The 18,036-nt window shown below is 51.8% G+C and carries 6 protein-coding genes; all 6 read right to left on the bottom strand.

The genetic code is table 11. The features are described 5' to 3' along the window. Positions 1-61: 61 nt before the first annotated feature. The 6 genes from ACYVJM_RS08970 to ACYVJM_RS08995 all read right to left on the bottom strand — a co-directional run bounded on the left by ACYVJM_RS08970 (position 62) and on the right by ACYVJM_RS08995 (position 17,920). Positions 62-2,281: a sensor histidine kinase gene (locus ACYVJM_RS08970; protein ID WP_461147885.1), complete on the bottom strand. Its 2,220-nt coding sequence runs from the start codon at positions 2,279-2,281 to the stop codon at positions 62-64. Between the two features lie 39 nt (positions 2,282-2,320). Then, entirely contained in the window at positions 2,321-3,403 is a 1,083-nt protein-coding gene (locus tag ACYVJM_RS08975; RefSeq protein WP_461148635.1) for an AAA family ATPase, read from the bottom strand. Between the two features lie 113 nt (positions 3,404-3,516). Beyond that, positions 3,517-4,434, bottom strand: a complete 918-nt coding sequence (locus ACYVJM_RS08980; RefSeq protein WP_461147886.1) for a PorP/SprF family type IX secretion system membrane protein — start codon at positions 4,432-4,434, stop codon at positions 3,517-3,519. 245 nt (positions 4,435-4,679) lie between these two features. Next, on the bottom strand, positions 4,680-7,052 hold the full coding sequence (locus ACYVJM_RS08985; RefSeq protein ID WP_461147887.1) for a carboxypeptidase regulatory-like domain-containing protein: 2,373 nt from the start codon (positions 7,050-7,052) through the stop codon (positions 4,680-4,682). 243 nt (positions 7,053-7,295) lie between these two features. Continuing rightward, a complete protein-coding gene (locus tag ACYVJM_RS08990; protein WP_461147888.1) occupies positions 7,296-8,270 on the bottom strand; it encodes a PorP/SprF family type IX secretion system membrane protein in 975 nt (324 codons plus the stop codon). Positions 8,271-8,275: 5 nt separating this feature from the next. Beyond that, a complete protein-coding gene (locus ACYVJM_RS08995; protein ID WP_461147889.1) occupies positions 8,276-17,920 on the bottom strand; it encodes an SdrD B-like domain-containing protein in 9,645 nt (3,214 codons plus the stop codon). Positions 17,921-18,036: the final 116 nt, after the last annotated feature.

Below are 18,036 nucleotides of genomic sequence, written 5' to 3' on the forward strand. Positions count from 1 at the left end.
TAACCGGGCGTACTCACGGTCTATCGCTTCGCAACTCACGGGCCCATCTACTAAAAACCTACTATTCACCAGCCCGGCCAATCGGCAAGATCACCTTAAATACGGTGCCCGTGGCGGAGTCGCTCTCAACGGTCAACAGCCCGCCGTGCCCTTTTGTGACAATCTCGTACGACAGTGACAGGCCCAGACCCGTACCGCTTCCTGTGGGTTTGGTGGTAAAAAAGGGCTGAAATATCTTGGTCTTTACAGCCTCCGGGATGCCGGTGCCATTATCGGCCACCTGAATCTCCAGTCCATTTTCAACCTCTTTGGTACTAATGCTAACCGTTGGTTTAAAGCCCGTTTGGCCTACAGCGTCGAGCTGTTTCTTCTTCTCCGAAACGGCGTAGAAAGCATTATTGAACAGGTTCAGCAGCACCCGCCCAACCTCCTGCGCCACAATAGATGCGGGGGGCAGGTTAGGCGAAAAGTGGGTCACCAGCTCGCAGTTGAAGGTTTTGTCTTTTGCCCGAAGGCCATGATACGACAGGCGCATGAACTCATCGGCCAGCGCATTGAGGTCGGTTGGCCGGCGTTCGCTGTTTGCCGTGCGGCTGTGTTCGAGCATCCCTTTGACAATGCTGCTGGCCCGGTTTCCGTGGTGCGTGATCTTTTCCAGATTTTGCGTTAGGTCGCCCAGAATCTCTCCGGCGTATTCTTTCTCCGAATCGGGCAGTTTCTGCAATGGCCCTTCTTTCAGTTCGTCGAGCAGTTCGATACTAACCTCAGAAAAATTATTGACGAAGTTGAGGGGATTCTGTATTTCGTGCGCAATACCCGCCGTCATTTCGCCCAGCGAAGCCATCTTTTCCTTTTGAATCAGCTGATCCTGGGTCATCCTCAGGTCTTCGAGCGAGGCTTTTAGCTGAGCCGTTCGTTCCTCAACCTGCTGTTCCAGTACAACTTTCTGTTCTTCAATAATCCGGTTACGCTCAATCTCCCGTTCCCGCTGAAGCTGCTCTTTTTCGATGATCTGCTGGGCCAGCCGCTGTTTTGCCAAATTGTAGCGACTCATGAGCGCACCAGAAAAGACGATAATGAGCCAGGCCAAACAGCCACTTTCGATGTAACTCATGACATTCCAGAAGCTTCTGGTAGCAGCAAAACCAACCGATTTGAGTAATGCATCAGGAAACAGCGTCAGCAGCCAGAAGACAAAGAGCGGAGTAGTGGCCAGCAGCGTAAATCGAGCATCGGATGAACCTGTTTTCCTTATCTTCAGGATCAGGATGGTGCACAGAATATACACCACCCGAATTAGTATTTCGATAACGGTGTCGATACCGTCTAATGAAAACCACACCTCTCTGTAGGAGAAGAATTGAACGGCAATGACTAAAGCAGTGATTACCAGAGAGATTGTTATCGCTTTGTTTAATCGGGGAAAGACGGGGGTGGGCTGGGTAAATTTCCGGATCGACTGAATAAAAAAGATAAAAAAGGTAATGAAGAAGAAATGAGACAGCATCTTGAACAGATATGGGTACTCGCCGAAAAACGCCAATTGAAGCCGAAAAGCATTTCTGTCCAGCGTAAAGAAGAGCAGACAAATGGCAAAGTACAGGTAAACGCGGTCTTCGATCGAGAAGAAGATAAGCAGGTTATAACAGACCGCCAGCAACAGAATGCCGATAATAATGCCATCGAAGAAATAATCCTCCCATCCGTTCTCTACCCGAATGTAGTTGAAAACGGACCTGATTCGACTCTCCTCCGATTCCAGTTGCGTTGACAGATAGGTTAGTGGCGGCCGCCATAACGCATTTTCCGACCGCTGGTACACGGTGGTTGTCTGACCCGGCCCGAGACTAAAAAATACCCGGTTGCGCTCTTTGTTTCCATTTCGGGCGGGTATCTGGCTGAGCGGCATCATCTCGCCGGTACGCTGATGCTGCCACTTATTCTGGGGATTCAGCCAGAACATATCCAGGTAGTTACTACTGAAATCGCCGAGGTACAGATTCAGGGTATCGGTCCCTGCATTTCGGAGCCGCATCCGAAGCCAGTACACGTGCCCGCGCCGGGTTGGGTCGAAGAAGGGCGCTGCCCTAAATGCGGCACTTTGTCGAACCTGCTCGAATGTCAAACTCCCGGTCAGGTCTTCAAGTATCTGAATATGCGTAGTATCGGGGGCTTGTATCGAGTCGGCTCTGATCGTGAAAACGGGCGGCAAACCCGTTTGAGCAACTGCCGAAAGCAGGCTGCCTATCCAAACAAGAAAAAATAAGCAGCCGTATTTCATACGATATCGATTGCGCGGAGGCCCAGCGTATCAAGGTGGCTAGAAGCCAACCTTTAACGCTTCCTGCCGTTCGCCGGAAACCGTTTGGTCGTCGAGGTTGAAAATATCGGCCAGGGTCATGGGTTGGTCCGTCCGGTGCTCTACCCCCAGATGCGTGAGCAAATTATTGGCTTTTACGGGCGAAAGCTTCCCAAAGGCATAGTCGACCATAAGCCGCCCTTTGCGAAGCAAGGCCTTGTCCAACAAATGTTTACTGGCGTTAAACGTGGCTATCACCTGAATATGCATGCAATCGGCCAGCAGGCCGTCCGTCAGGTTTAGAATGTTGGAAACACTGTTGGTATCGCCCCCGGCTTCGCGCGATTGCAGAATCCGTTCGGCGTCTTCAATGATGAGTACCGACTCCTTATTTTCCAGTAAAAACGGAATGATCTCGGGCGATGTCAGGTAGTTAGTCATGTAGGGCGGTAGAATAAGCATGTCCTTCTTGACCAGCGAACTGAGGTGCTTGATGTAGGTCGTTTTGCCGGTTCCGGGTTCGCCATGCAGGAGAATGAGCCCTTTACTTTTGGGCTGCGCCAGCAAGGTCACCAATCGCTCGTGAACAGCCGGAAAATCGTCGTTATAATGCAGATCGATATCAATGTCGGGCGGCAAAATCTCGACCCGTTCGGTGTGCAGCCCCCCCAGCCCACTCTGGATAAGGTAGATATGGGTCTGATTATCTTCATGGACGTATTTATGCTCCTGAAACCCTTCCAGCAGTGTTTTGGCCGAGGCTTCATCGCGGTAATAGCCATAGAGCCGGAAGAAGCGGTCGCCTACAAACTCGGCTTTCAGCACCAATCCCTCTTCGTGCTGATAGACCCGTTCGATAGTATGCCAGCCCTCGTCATTGACGCGGGTTGAATGATTAATCAGCACAAATCCCCGGCCATCCAGCAGGGCCTGAGCGGAGGGCTTAAAATCATCATTGAAATGAATGTAATTCGGATAGCTCCCAAATGTCTGCACAAAATGAGGAGCCAGCGGAAACTCACGGTCGAGATCGCTGGGGATGTATAGATTCTGAATAATAGCTTGACTGGGCATACGACTGTTGGCCGACAGATAGCGCAACATATCAGCCCCGGAAAGATCGTCGTACGATTTCAAACGGGCGTTGAGTTACGTTTCTTTGGGCCTAAGTTATTAATTATTTTCAGTTTACGTTCACACCTGCCTTAAGACCCGAACTAATAGGTAAACTTCAGCGAGTTTGGCGAGAAACGAAGCATAATTTCGTGCACGCTTTTCTGGTCGTATTGCATGGCATTAGGGCTCTCAGGGGTTTGCGAATAAAACGTGTAGCCAAGCCGAATGGCTTTGGTAAGCTGGTATTCGGCAAATGCCTGGATGTAGTTTGTCTGAATGAGTCCGGGACTGTTTTGGCGATACGACAAGCCAAGTCCGATTTCTTCATTGAACCAGGCCCGCAGGTTAATATCCACCCCCAATGGGCGATCGGCTACTTTGGAGATAAGTACCGATGGGATCAGCACAGTACCTTCATCCACCTCAATGGGAACACCCGCCTGGATCATAATGGGCCGAATACTCTTGTATACGTACCGCCCTGTTACGTCGGTTAGCTGGCCGCTGAGTTCGGGAGCCGACACACCGGCAAAAAACCGGTCGGACTGGTAATATACGCCAACGCCCACACTGGCAACCGCGCGGTTTATACTGGCGGCCGTTGTGACGTCGAAGATCGGCACGACATTGACGCCACCCTGTACACCAATGGCTAGTTTAGCCAGCGCCGGCAGATTGAAGCGGTACGCAACGCTCCCATAAACGCCCGTTGTGGCAAAGAGGCCCATCCGGTCATTCAAGGCCTGAAAGCCCAACCCAACCCGCCCGTTGGCAATGGCTCCATCGGCCGAGACGCTTTGGGTGACGGGTGCGTACCGGACACTGATCCATTTCCGCCGGAGAAAAGCGGTTAGGTTAAACGACTCCCGGCTGCCCGCATAGGCCGGATTTATGCTCAGCGGATTCTGCAGATATTGAGAATAAAGCACTTCTTTCTGAGCCAGAGCCCGATGCCCCGTCAGTAATAGTGAGCTACCAATCAGCAGAAAAACAAATGAATGGTATAGAGTAAAACGCATAGGTGCCGTAAAGGTAAACATCATATTAACAGGGTTACACTAAAAATCTAAAACGCCAGACATCCCGTTTAGGTACAGGATATTTGGCGTTTTAACCCAAGATACTCCGTCAGGCGAAAACAGTTCTGCTCAGCCCATTCCGACCGACGCCACTTTCGCATCGTGCCATAAACCCAGGCTACGGTTGCCTCGTGAGTTACAGAGTAACCGTAGCCTGGGTTTATGGCACGATGCGAAAGCCCCAATTAGTTAATTTTCAGTATTTTAATCTCTGTCCGGCGGTTGTGCTGGTGATCCTCTTCGGGGCAGTTAACCCCGTCTTTGCATTTATTGAGCAACTGGCTCTCGCCATACCCTTTGGCAATCATTCGTTTTTTGGCAATTCCCTTGGATGTCAGGTACGCCACCGCCGACTTTGCCCGATTGCCGGATAGTGTTTTGTTGTACACGGCTGTAGCCCGGCTATCGGTATGTGACCGCATCTCGATGGTCATTGTCGGGTATCTAGTCAGTAGTTCAACCACTTTGTCGAGTTCAACGGCCGCATCGGGGCGTATGGTTGCTTTGTTAAGATCGTAATAGATATTATCAATTTGGATAATATCTCCTTTCTTAAACATTATTAGTTCCGTAGTGCCAGTGCCTTCTTTGGAAATGTGACCTCCCAGGGTACCCATATTCTCTTTCATGGATTCGATCGAATACGCACAACCCGGCTGTACGGTAAATGCGTAGTTTCCATCCGCATCGGTCGTCGTTTGTTGTTTGGTGCTGTCGCAACGGTTCACCAGCACGACATTGACGCCCGCCATAGGTAATTTGCCGGTCTGAGTTAGTACACGCCCGCGCAGGGTAGACATCGCTGGCAGGGCAGCCTCCGGCTTGTCGAGTAGTATTTCCAGACGAGTTGGGTGATCATCGGAAAGATCCTGCGTGGAGAACCCAACTTTATTGTCGGTATACCCTTCGCGGCTGGCCAGAAACTTAAAGTCGCTGTCGACATCGAGGCACACGCGTACCAGTCCATCGGCATCCGTTTTCAACTCCTTCTGCTTATTGTTACCAGGGCTGTCCATGGCAACGGAGGTATTGGCCAGGGGTTTTTTCGATTTGGCATCCACTACGCTCACGGTCAGTTCGCGGCAAGGGTAGAGCGACCCTTCGCGGGTAAACCGGTACACGTCATCATCAGCACCGCCGTTTTTACGATTACTGCTGAAATAACCGCTGTTTCGCTCACCATCAGTCACAATGCCAAAATCGTCTTTGGGTGAATTGATCGGCTCGCCCAGGTTGCGGAGAACCTTACCCTGCTGTCCATCTGCCGTTAGTTGTGCGTAGAAAATATCCAGGCCACCCAACCCGGCACGTCCGTCGGACGAGAAGTAGATATTTCCCTTCTCATCCGCAAAGGGAAATAATTCATTGCCTTTGGAGTTCACTTCTTTACCCAGGTTAACCGGTGGTCCCCATTTCCCGTTCATCCATTTGGACACGTAGATATCGGTACCACCCAGGCCGCCGGGCCGGTCAGAGGAGAAGTACAACAGCTTATCATCTTTGGATAAAGCCGGGTGTCCCGTCGAAAACTCATCGCTGTTAAACGGCAGTTCTTCGACCTCGCTCCAGTTGCCGTTCGTTTGCCTGGCGGTGTACAACTTCAGCTTGTTCACCCCATCAGTACTCTCGCGGTAGTGTCCTTCGTTGTAATTGTTACGGGTAAATATCACCAGAGAGCCATCCTGCGAAAACGTAGCGGGCCCTTCGTGGTATTTTGTATTGAGTGTTCGGCTAAACCGATCCGATTCGCTGATGGGCTGATCTTCAAACCCCATACTGATGTTTTTTCCCCCGTAAAAACCAACAGTCCGGGAGTCATTGGCTGTTGGTGCCGTATAATCATCATCGCCAAGCGGCCGGATAAGCCGGGTACGTACTCGTTTAGCCGCCGGGGAACTGCCGCCAAGACTCGATGACTTAGATGCCTGTATCGTTTTCAGATCCGGCAGATAGTATAAATCCAGAAATGGCGTGCTGTTCCATTTGAACACCCGCTTTACGCCATTGCCGGCGTTGCCCGCCGATACAAATACCAGTCCGTCTTTATAGAGCATCGGGCTGAATTCGGCATTGCGGGTATTCATGGTCAGAAACTCAACCTTGTAGCTACCGGCGTTTCGGGTAAGGGCACTCACATCCTGATAAAGATCGGAGAAGGCAGCACTTCGCTTATCACTTGCCTGTAAGCTGCCGTATTTATCATAGGCTTCCTGGGCCTCACGGTATTTGCCATTACTGGCCAGCGCCTGGGCATAGAACAGATAGCATTTGGTGTAATCAGAAGGAAGGGTACCCGTGCCGGTCAGGTCACGATACACCCGCTCTGCATTGGGCATATCGCGCATCTGCTGATAACTATAGCCTAATTTAACTTTAGCATCTCTTAGTTCTGCCTCCGTCATGGCTCCGGGTTTGGCAAGTGCCTGTTCATATAACTCAATGGCACTGGCATAGGCTAACTGATCAAACTCGCGGTCAGCTTTTTTGCTGAGTGACTGTCCCAGCGATGGGCCTACAAGTACCCAGGCGAGTATAAGGATTGAAAAAATACGTGTCATACAGTAGAAATGTTGGGGAGACCACACAAAAACGAAAGGGCATGTCACTGTCCTGCAAACGACACCCTACTTTTTTGACTAGCAAATACTAGGCCGAAAACGGGATTTTTACGCTGTTAAAATTTTACAAATGGATTGATTATGAAGTGTTAAAACAGAAAATGGTGGAACAGGAAAGTTGTCCTTCGACCTCCTTCCTGTTCCACCATATTGTTACCCGCCTACACCGCGCTACTCTCCCGATTAAAAATAACGGGGTGTCAGGATACGGTTTTTACCAAAGCCGAGTTCGTACCGGATCATGATCTCATGCGAACTTGGTGCGACACTTTGCAGATTACTCATCGTACGATCATAGGCGTAGCCAAACCGGAACTGATCGGTCAGCTGCACTTCGAGCAGACCCACAACCGCGTCGGTGGTATACTTCGTCCAGGTCGAAAATTGGTTTCGGCGGATGGACGCGCCAATAGCGATTCGGTCAGCAAACCAGAAGTTGATGTTGGCGTCGAAACCCATCGGAGCCCCTTCGGCATATTTGGCCAGGAACGAGGGTTTCATCTTCACAACGGGGCTGATACCCACGACAAAGCCAGCGGCCAGATACGCGTGGCGGGCCTGTACTGACCGATAGTCGCCAACGTTGTACTCACTCAGCTTGTTTTTGATCAAACGGGGCACCGACAGACTCAGGTACGACCGGTCATTACTCAGGTAAATGCCCGTACCAAAATTCGGCAGCATCTTCGAAATATTCGTGGCGAAAGCCGGGTCGATTTGATTATCGAGCGCCGTTCTTACGTCCATAAGATTTGCCTGATAGCTCGATGCTCCTGCCTGTAAGCCCAGCGCCAATGTGCTCTTGGTTCCCACTTTTATGCGAAAGGCATAGGAAGCAAAGGCACCGGTTTCCTGAATAACGCCCACCTTGTCGCCGTAGAGCTGCAGGCCAACGCCAACGCGCTCACTGTTGAGGGGCATATCGGCCGTAAACGTCGCCGTTTGCGGAGCCCCCGGCAAGCCCGTCCACTGGTTCCGGTAGAGGGCCGACATGCTCAGTACATCCCGGCTGCCGGCATAGGCCGGGTTAATGGCCGTCATATTAAACATATACTGCGAGAACATTTTGTCCTGCTGCGCCCGGACCTGGCCGCTACTGACCCCGAGGGTCAGTAGCAGCCCAAATGCCCACTGTTTGGTTGAAAACTTGTTTGACATCGGTATTAACGGTTAATCGTCATGTATCGTACAAACTTGCGACCGTCGCTGGTATGGATTACGTAGTAGTACGTTCCATCGGGCACGCCATTCGCATCCGAACTGAGCGCAATACCGGCGTTCGGCTTGCCATCCCAATCGTTGTGATAATCGTCATTATTATAGACCAGATGGCCCCAGCGGTTGTACACTTCCAGGCTAACCGTTAAACCGGCTACCCCCCGAATCACGAACAGGTCGTTGATGCCGTCACCGTTTGGCGAGAAGCCTTCCGGTATGAAGAGTGACTGGGTTACAGGCCGCAGGTTCAGCGGAGTCGCTTCACGTTCGTTCGAGTCGGTTGGGTTTCCGTTACCATTGAGGTCAGGATTCAACCCATTCGTCGACACATCGCTTACCGCACCTGTTTTAGCTACTGCCTTGGCGTATGCCGAATTCAGGAAGGTCGTTGTTGTGCCGTTGCTTACAACGTTGATGACCATCAGCAGACTGTCGGTTTTCCCAACGGCCAGCACACTGCTACTGTCGCCCAGAACCAGAACGGGATCAGAACCGCCATTAAAGTTCGGGTTTAGCTTCAATGCACTACCGGTAGACGTTGTAAACACGGGTTTAACAACCTTGTACGTTGCTCCGGTATTTGCGTTGAAGACATTGGACAGCGAGTCTGTGATGCTAACGTTCTTCAGCACATCCGGACCGTAGTTCTTCACCACAATCTGGTACGTAACATTCACGCTGCCATCTGCCTGTTGAGCGGTATCGCGTACGGCCATGGCTAAACCAATGTACGATGTAGTCGATGCTGCATTCAGCGCAATTGGCGTTGGCTGGCTGTTATTGCGCGGATCCAGGTCATTGTCCGGATCATCGTTTGTACCGGCCGTCGACATATCCTGCACCACCTCTTTAGTGGGCGTCAGGGCAGAAGCATCCGCTCTGTTGAAGAATGTCAGCGAGTCGGCATTACGCACATCAACCCGAACGGTAAATCTCAGATGGCTCTTCGCACCTACCGCCAGCGTACTCAGGGAGTCAATCAGCATATTCGTAATCAATCCCTGCCCGGTATAGGCCGGATTAACAACTACCGTACCTGTGCTCGTTACAGAAACCTGGTTGCTCACAATCAGCGCACCATGGCCGAAAGTCTGCGAGAGGTTATCCACCACCTGTACTTTCGTCAGTGGAACACTACCCACGTTACTTACCGTAATGGTATACGGTATATCGTACACACCAGCTGAAACCAGTACCGGCGTCCCCACCGACTTAGCCACACCAATCAGGCCTTTCGGCAGATCGAAGCGAACCGTTGTGGCGGTTGAGCCAGCCGGTGCCGGGTCGAATCCGCTATTCGAGATGTCTTTAACAACCTGACTCGAATCGGGCGTGTGGCCCACCACCGTTGCGCTGGAATAGAAGGGGCCATAATTACCATTGGTCTTCACATTCACTGTAAACAGCACGGTATCCTGAACACCCACACCCAGTTGGCTGGACTTTGTCAGAATAGTCGGCTGACTGTTTCCGTTGAAGTACGGGTTGGCAACCAGTGTGCTGCCTGCACCTACGATGGGCGTTCCCACTACGTTGTACGTTACCGGTGCGGCAAAAGTGCGAATCAGGCTATCCGTTAGTACTATACCTTTCAACGCTACATCACCGAAGTTTTTGAGCGTTGCCTTGTAGGTTACGTTGTACGAACTGTCTGGCTGCTGCTGCACCTTGATCACTGCCAGTGCCAAGCCAAGACTTGCTCCTTTAGGCTGACCCGTGTTCAGGGTGAAGCTGGCTACTGACGAGTTGTTCGCCGGATTGCCGTCATTGTCCGGATCAGCATCACCACCGTTTGTGGAGAGGTCAGAGACCGTTGTTACACTGTTCAGTGCCGACACATCAGCCGTGTTGCGGAACACCTTTGTGGTATCGCCATTCGCACGCTTTACCGTAAGGTCGAGTTTAAACGACTGCGAAGCACCCGCCAGCAGATAACTCGCCGAACCGGTCATTTTCCTGTTTGTGCCCTGGCCCGTGAAGGCAGGGTCAACCACCAGCGTAGAGCCCGTGTTTAGCAGGGTTACTTTAGCAGATGTTACCTTGTTGGGGGCGAAAACACTGGCCAGATCATCGTTTACGACTACATTACGCAGGGTGTCGTCGCCGAAGTTGGTCACGACGAAGCTGTACGAGACTTTGATGAGCGAGTCACCAACGGCCAGCGGCTGTCCGAGTACTGCTTTCGCCAAACCAACTAGACTTGCTCTGCGCGACGATGTATCTTTCACCGTTACACTTGAACTGTTGTTCGACAGATTGGGGTCCTGGTTGTCGAGATAAGTAATCTCGGCTTTGTTCACCACATCCTTGCCTTTCATCGTAATACGTGCGCTGAAGACAATATCCATAAACTGACCTGCCTTCAGGCTGTCAATCCGTTTGGTGAGCACACCGTTCGACACCGTGTAAGCGGGGGCCGATGCGGGGAGCAGTTCCAGTCCTTTGGGTAATACGTCGCGAACATGGATGTTCTTGGCCGTATACTTACCATTGTTGGTCACCTTCAGGGTATATACAACAGGCGAGCCATTCTTCACAAAAGCGGTGCTGGCTATTTTCGCGATGCTCACGTCCGTTGCTACGGTGTCGGTAGCACAGTTGAAGACCTTAACGACCACTTTAGCAGGGGCGCTCAGGCAACCGGTCGGTCCTTTCTCCACAATCCAGTAAGTGCCTTCGCACACAGAATCCGGACGAACTACGATGTTGGATGTAACACACTCGCAGATCCGATATATGTAGGGATTTCCAGACTTTGGAGACGCCAGCGCTTTTGTCAGATCGACAATTTTCGACGGACAGGTATTGCGCAGGTCAGTTACCAGGGGCGGCATAACCGGCTCAGCGACTTTCACGACTACATTATCCGATTTAATCGAGCTACATCCTTTGGCATCAAAAAACTGAACGTTATACGAGCCGTTGGTTTTCACCACAATCGTTTGGGTCGTGGCATTGTTGCTCCATCGGTAGCCTGCCGCACCGGCAGGCGCTTTCAGGGTTACAGAGTCGCCATAGCACAGGTTCGTTGCACCCACCACCGTTATGACCGGAACCGATTTGATGCCGTCAATTGTCAGCAGCATATTATCCGTAGCCACCGGGCAGTTGGCATTGTCTGTACTGACCGTCAGGGTCAGTGTTACTTTGCCCAACAGGATATCCTCGGCACTGGCCGTGTAGATGGCATTGAGCGCGTACGAATTGTTGAATGAACCGCTACCACTGGTGGTCCAGTGGGCGGTTTTACCCGCACCACCCATAACACCACTCAGTTGATAGGTCTTCGCGGCACAAACACTCGCGTCAGCACCGGCATTGGCTGTTGCCGGATTCTTTGTGTCGCATGGTTTTGGCTCAACACAGCTGTTGATCTGCACATGAACCGCAACCGGCTGGCTTACACAACCGGCAGTCGTTTTCTCTACGACATAATACGTTCCGCTACCAACAGCCGCCGGGTTAGCCACTTTGGCATCGCTGCTCAGTGACGTGTTGGTATAGTATTCGAACAAACCACCTGTTGTGGCTGGACTGCTCGTCACAGCGGTAGCCAGATCGACCGTTACGAACGGACAGGCGTTCGTTTTATCAATAACAACTGGCTGCGGCACTTTCGGCAGTATCGTTACCGAAATGGTATTCGACGGTGCGCTCTTACACTGGTTCGAGTTACAGCACTTCGCTGTAAAGGTGGCCGAAGCGGCTAGTGACACCGTGATCGACGAGCCTACCTGGTTATTCGACCAGGTCACGTAACTATTTGGTGAACAGCCTTCAGCCACCAGGGTTACCGGTGCACCGAAGCAGGTCGTGATGTTATTAGGAGACCCGGCAACCGAAATAGTCGGGGCCGCTGGTGTGCCTACTCTGATCGTTGTGTAAGCAGACCAGTCACCTAAGCAATCGCCCACTTTACACCGCACCCGGTAGCTTACGTCGGCCGTTGGTGTGATGGTCAGCGTATTGCCAACCGCCGTATTATCCGACCAGATGTAGGTACCACCCACACAACCTGTAGCCGTCAATGAAACCGTTTCGCTAACGCACACAGCGGGGGCATTGCTAACGATAATCGGGATGGCGGGGGTAGCAACTTCAACATCAAGGTCTTTCGACGATTTGCTGGTGCAACCATCAATAGTGCAGGTTGCCATAAGCCAGAGGGTAGTGTAGGCCGTCTTCTGAATGGTTTTCCCAATCGATCCGTCAGACCAGGTAACGACTCCACTCTCGCAACCGCTGGCAGTAAATGTTACCGTGCTGCCATAACATACGGTTTTCGATGCCGTTGTCGATAAAACAGGCGGCTCTATTACCCTCACCCTCACCGGGGCACCGGTTACATCGAGCGCAGCGCACTTATTGCCGATCAGCAACAGCACTTCAGCCGCTGTTGTAATGCCTGGTTTTACCACCGACAGATCGAGGTAATTCTTGTCTCCAGCGTTGGCATTGTAGACCAGCGTATGGATGGTATACTCACCCGCATCGGACGACACGCTGAACTGTGGCGTCGCGCTGGTTTGCTGAATCACCTTCTGGGTGCCTTTCGTCAGGACATACAGGACGGAGTAACCAGCCGGTTGTACCAGTCCGCCAGTTGGTGTAGCCGAAACCGTTACCGTACTGCTCGTTCCGCCACAGACAGTGCCGTTTGCAGCAACCAGCGCTCCTGCCTTCACTATGCAGTTGACCGGGTTGATAACAATCGTCACCGATGGATCGCTCAGACAGGTATGGAATTTACACTGCGCGTAGTAGGTTTGTGTGCCTTCTGGCCGCACAACAATGATTGCGCCTTTGTTATTTCCGTTGATGTCATTGGCCGACCAGATTACGTCTCCATTACAGCCGGTAGCTGTTAGCGTAACCGTTCCACCGGCGGCAACGGTCGTTGCCGATGCCGTAACCGTTGGTATGGCTGCCGGCAGTACCGTAATGGTGTACTGTTTTGAGGTTTCGCTGGTGCAGGTTCCGTTTGAACAGAAAACGGAGTATGATGTAGTGGCCGTTGGCGAAACGACGATGCTGCCGGTTGCAGCCGTTGTGCTGCTCCAGCGTGGTGTACCCAGACAGTTGTTGACCGTCAATGTTACCGTTTCTCCCGGACAGATGGTATCCGTAGAGCAGGTTATGGTTGGTACTGGCATCGGTGTTACGTTAATCGAAATCGTGTTCGATTTACCCGATCCGCAAGCGCTAGCCGATGTTGGCACACACAGTGCGTAGAATTCACGATTGCCAGGGGTTACGGTTACCTGAGCTACCGGGCCAGTCTGGCCGTCAGACCATTTCACGGTACCACCCGTACAGCCGGTAGCCGTTAGCGATACAAGACCACCGCTACAAATGGATAGCGACGAGGCTGTAATAACCGGAGCCGAAACCGATGAGGTGCTCACAGTTACACGAACTTTATTCGACGCTTCACTCTCGCAGGATTTACCTATTTGGCAGGTTGCGTAATACGTTGCCGTAGCCGTTGGGAAGATGTCGATGCTGGCACCGATTTTCGCAGCGCCATCCATGCCGTACCATTTCACCGTACCAGTGCAGCCTTTGGCCGTTAGGGTTAGCTTATTCCCGCTACAGATCGTTGTACTGCTTACCGAAATAATTGGAGCAGTTGGCGAAATAACGGTGACGTTAACCGTGCTCGATGGCTGGCTCTGGCAAGACCGCGACTCACACCAGGCGAAGTAGCTGATATTCGCAGTCGGGTAGACGACGATGCTCGGTCCTGTCTGGTTGGCAACATTCCACTTAACAGTTCCATTGCAGTTGGTCGCTGTCAGCGTAACCGCACCGCCAACACAAACAGTGTCGGTACTGGCGGTTACCGTCGGCACAGCAGGTGCCACAACGCTAATTGTATACACAGCCGATGACTTGCTTACGCAGCCGCCATCCGTTTTACAATAGACAGAGTAGCTGTTGTTGCCAGGGGTTGGCGTGACAATGATGCTACCCGTTGTAGCGGTCGTATTACTCCAGTACGGTGTACCGACGCAATTCTCAACCGTTAAGGTTACCGTTTCGCCAGGGCAAACAACCGTTGTACTGCATACAATGGTTGGCGTTGGCAGATCCGTTGTGATGTTAATCGTCTTTGTCGCCGGGTTACTTGGGCAGTTACCGATCACACACTGAGCGGTGTAGGTCGTTTTGCTGTAAGGTGTAACCACGATTGATGTTCCGGTCTGCGCTTTATCCGACCAGACAATCGTTCCACCCACGCAACCCGATGCCGTTAGTGTTACAGACGTGCCAGGGCAAACATTATCCGCACTGGCCGTAATGACTGGCACCTTCGGCTCAACAACGGTTACCGTGATGGCATTCGAAGCAATACTGGTGCAGGCACCAACCACACAACTTGCGGTGTAGGTTGTCGTAACGCTCGGCGCGACAAAAATCACGTCGCCCGTTTTTCCATTCGACCACAGCAGCGAACCACCTTCGCATCCTCTGGCAGTCAGGGTCGTTGTTCCACCCTTGCAAATTTCGGTGATTGCACAAGCCAACGTTGGTGGCTGAATTGAACAGGGAACAACCGGAATCGTTACCGATGAGGTATCGTTTTTCGGATACTTCGGATCATTGTCCGGACTGCTCACAATGGCCGTGTTCGTAATCGAACCCGCAGCATTGATGGTAGCCTCTACCAATAGACTACGGTTAGCTTTGGAGGCCATTGTACCAATGGTCCAGATACCCGTTGCGGCATTATACTGGCCAACGGGTGTAGCGCTAACAAACGTCAGTGTTGCAGGCAGTAAATCCGTTACCTTCACATTGTTGGCTGTTACCGGACCGTTGTTCGTTACGGTAATTGCGTAAGTGATCTTCTGACCAACGCTATACGTACCGGGCGTTACCACTTCTTTCACCACGCCCAGATCGGCAAGGCAGGCGCCTACCGTAACCGTCAGTGAGGTACGTGGGCTAACACAGCCAGCGCTGGATAAGGCTTCTGCCATGTACACGAGAGCCCCTGCCTTTGTCGGCGTAACGACGAGTTTCTCACCACTCTGGGTTGTCCCGATCAGCTTACCGTCCTGGTCGTACCAGTTAATTCTGCTTCCTGGCGAAAATGCAACCAGCTTCGTGCTGCTTCCCTGGCAAACTAATGCATCTTCAGCAGCTACGTTCACAGGTGCCTCCGGCCGCTTGTTAATTTGCGCAATCAATGAGCTGGAAGCCGCCTGACAAACACCACCCGGCCCATCCGGATCGTTGGTCGTTGCAGTAAGTACGACGTTGCCAGTGCCGATGTCGGCCACAGATGGGGTGTAGGTTGTCGACAGGCTGGCTGGGTTACTAAACGTACCCGTACCATTTGTTGACCAGACGACACTCGTTGCCGAGCCGGAAAGCACCGCTTTGAGCGGAACGACATCCCCGGAGCAGATAGCCACCCCTTGGCCGATATTCACACCAGCCACAGTCTGGCATTCGCAGTTATTAACCTGAACGGTCAGTACCGCCGGATTGCTGTAGCAACTTCCCGACTTGGCGAACAGGTAGTATTTACCAGCGCCAACAGCCGTCAGGTTTGTTACGCGTGTAGTTGCCGAACGTTCCAGACTCGTGTAATACTCGTATGTCAACCCGGAATTGAAGTTCTCTAACTGAATCTTCGTTAGATCGACCGTTTTCGACGGGCATGTATTGGCGATAGTACCCAGGTAGATCGGTGTTGGTATCGTTGTAACCGTTACCGCAACTGGTCGACGGGCGCTCTTACAGCCATCCGCCGTTACCGCTTCAACATAATAGATAGTTGTTGTGGTTGGGTTGACCGAAACGCCCACTCCATTTTCGACGGTTGCAAAAGCGGTTCCGTCGTAAGGTGTCAAATACCAGTTGAGTTTGGCACGCGGCACCGAAGTCGACGCCATCAGCATGGTTGACTCACCGTTGCAGATCGACGCATCGTTCGATACAACCAGGTTGAAGTTGACCGGGCATGCTGGGAAGAAACCAGCGTCCAGCGTTGTATTATTTTCACCGGCGGCCAGCGTTACCGACTGCGTACGACCCGTGGCCGGGTTGATGTCAGAATCTTTGGCAGGATCTGAACCCTGGTTTGCCAGTGTTGCGGTAAACCCGGAAGGAGCCGTGAAGCCAACGGAGTAGCTCAGACTGCTGCCCGGTGTTAAACCCGTGAAGGAGTATAAACCACTGGAATTAGTCAGCGTTGTTAACGACGAGACACCATTCACATATAAGGTAACCACTACACCCGGTATACCCGGCTCACCTGGCTGCTGAATGCCGTCTTTGTTGGTATCTTCAAAGACGAAGTCACCCAACGAAGCGGTAGGCATGAAATACCCGGCATCAACTGTCGGATTATTACGGGCCGTACTGGAAGTTGGCTTGCTTGTGTCAATCGTATAGACACCTGTAAAGCCATTTACACCGGCGTCGCTGTCCAGCGCATCCGATACACCTATGGCATTCGCCGTTGTCGACGAATACCCGGTGGGCGCCATAAAACGAACTACGTAACTCCCATCCGTTAAGCTATCAAACAAGTATTTACCGGTACCAGACGTAACGGTCGAATCCAGTTTGGTTGTCCCAAGCTGATCATACAAATAGACTTTAACACCACCTATGCCGGTTTCGCCCGTATCCTGAGCACCGTTTTTATTCGCGTCGACGAATACAAAGTCACCCAGACTACCATAAGGTCCCGGTATTACCTGAATGTCGCAACAGTTTTTGGCGGGGCATCCGGTTCGATACGTTACAAACCGGTATACGCCCGGGCTTTTTATTGTCAGTGACTTATCGCTATTAACTTCGGCTAATAAGGTCGATACGGCCGTTGGAACAATTGCCGTATCATTCCGATACCATACGATCTCATCATAGCCCGTTGGAATCGTTACTGTATACTCATCACCTGTATACCAGAGTATAGGAACCGAAAAGCATACAGCGTCGTAATCATCTTCTACCAGACTTTGGTTATTAGGTATCGAGTTTATATCAGACTGGTCCGCTGACGCAACTTCTGCCGTATTGAACCAAACACCCCGTTCATTGACCGTCGCTTTCATGACCATCACAGCAGAGTCGCCCGGTGCAATGGACGCAATGTTCCAAAGCCCTGTAACGACTGTAGACGACACGACAGAAGTGAAGGTAGCCGTACCCCGAAGCGTACTGGCGGAGTTGGGCACATAAGTTACGCCCCCAATCGGCAGTTCGTCTTTAACCAGCACATTGGTCGCTATAACCGAGCCGGGTGCATTCGATACTACGACAGTGTACGTAACGATATCGCCGATGCCCGGACTTTGATTACTAACCGTTTTATGTAACTGCAAATTTATTTTTACGGGAGCCTGTGCCTGCGCGGGCGCAATAGCCAGCCAGAGTACGAATAAAGTTAACACAGAATAGGCACCCTTCAGAAAAGGCATGCCGTGCATATAGCTGACCAAAGAAACCAGTAGCTCAGCAAAGCGGCTGACTCCTGCTGGCTGTGCTGGTGATGGCCCTCCACCCGAGTCGGATACCGCTTTCGGAAAATCTTCACCAAACGACTTTAATAGTATAGTTTGCTCATTCATTGGATGTTGTGCAAAATAAGTAGGAGCTTTTTGTAACTGTTGGTTTAGGAAACCAGGGGGACTCGAACCATCCACGTCAGGTGGCTCGCCAACAGACCCGGCAAAGCCCTCGACAA

The organism is Spirosoma pulveris (genome assembly GCF_054781875.1).

Coding starts and splice junctions, on each gene's coding strand:
- ACYVJM_RS08970 (WP_461147885.1), bottom strand. CDS start 2,281: ATGAAATACGGCTGCTTATTTTTTCTTGTTTGGATAGGCAGCCTGCTT.
- ACYVJM_RS08975 (WP_461148635.1), bottom strand. CDS start 3,403: ATGTTGCGCTATCTGTCGGCCAACAGTCGTATGCCCAGTCAAGCTATT.
- ACYVJM_RS08980 (WP_461147886.1), bottom strand. CDS start 4,434: ATGCGTTTTACTCTATACCATTCATTTGTTTTTCTGCTGATTGGTAGC.
- ACYVJM_RS08985 (WP_461147887.1), bottom strand. CDS start 7,052: ATGACACGTATTTTTTCAATCCTTATACTCGCCTGGGTACTTGTAGGC.
- ACYVJM_RS08990 (WP_461147888.1), bottom strand. CDS start 8,270: ATGTCAAACAAGTTTTCAACCAAACAGTGGGCATTTGGGCTGCTACTG.
- ACYVJM_RS08995 (WP_461147889.1), bottom strand. CDS start 17,920: ATGAATGAGCAAACTATACTATTAAAGTCGTTTGGTGAAGATTTTCCG.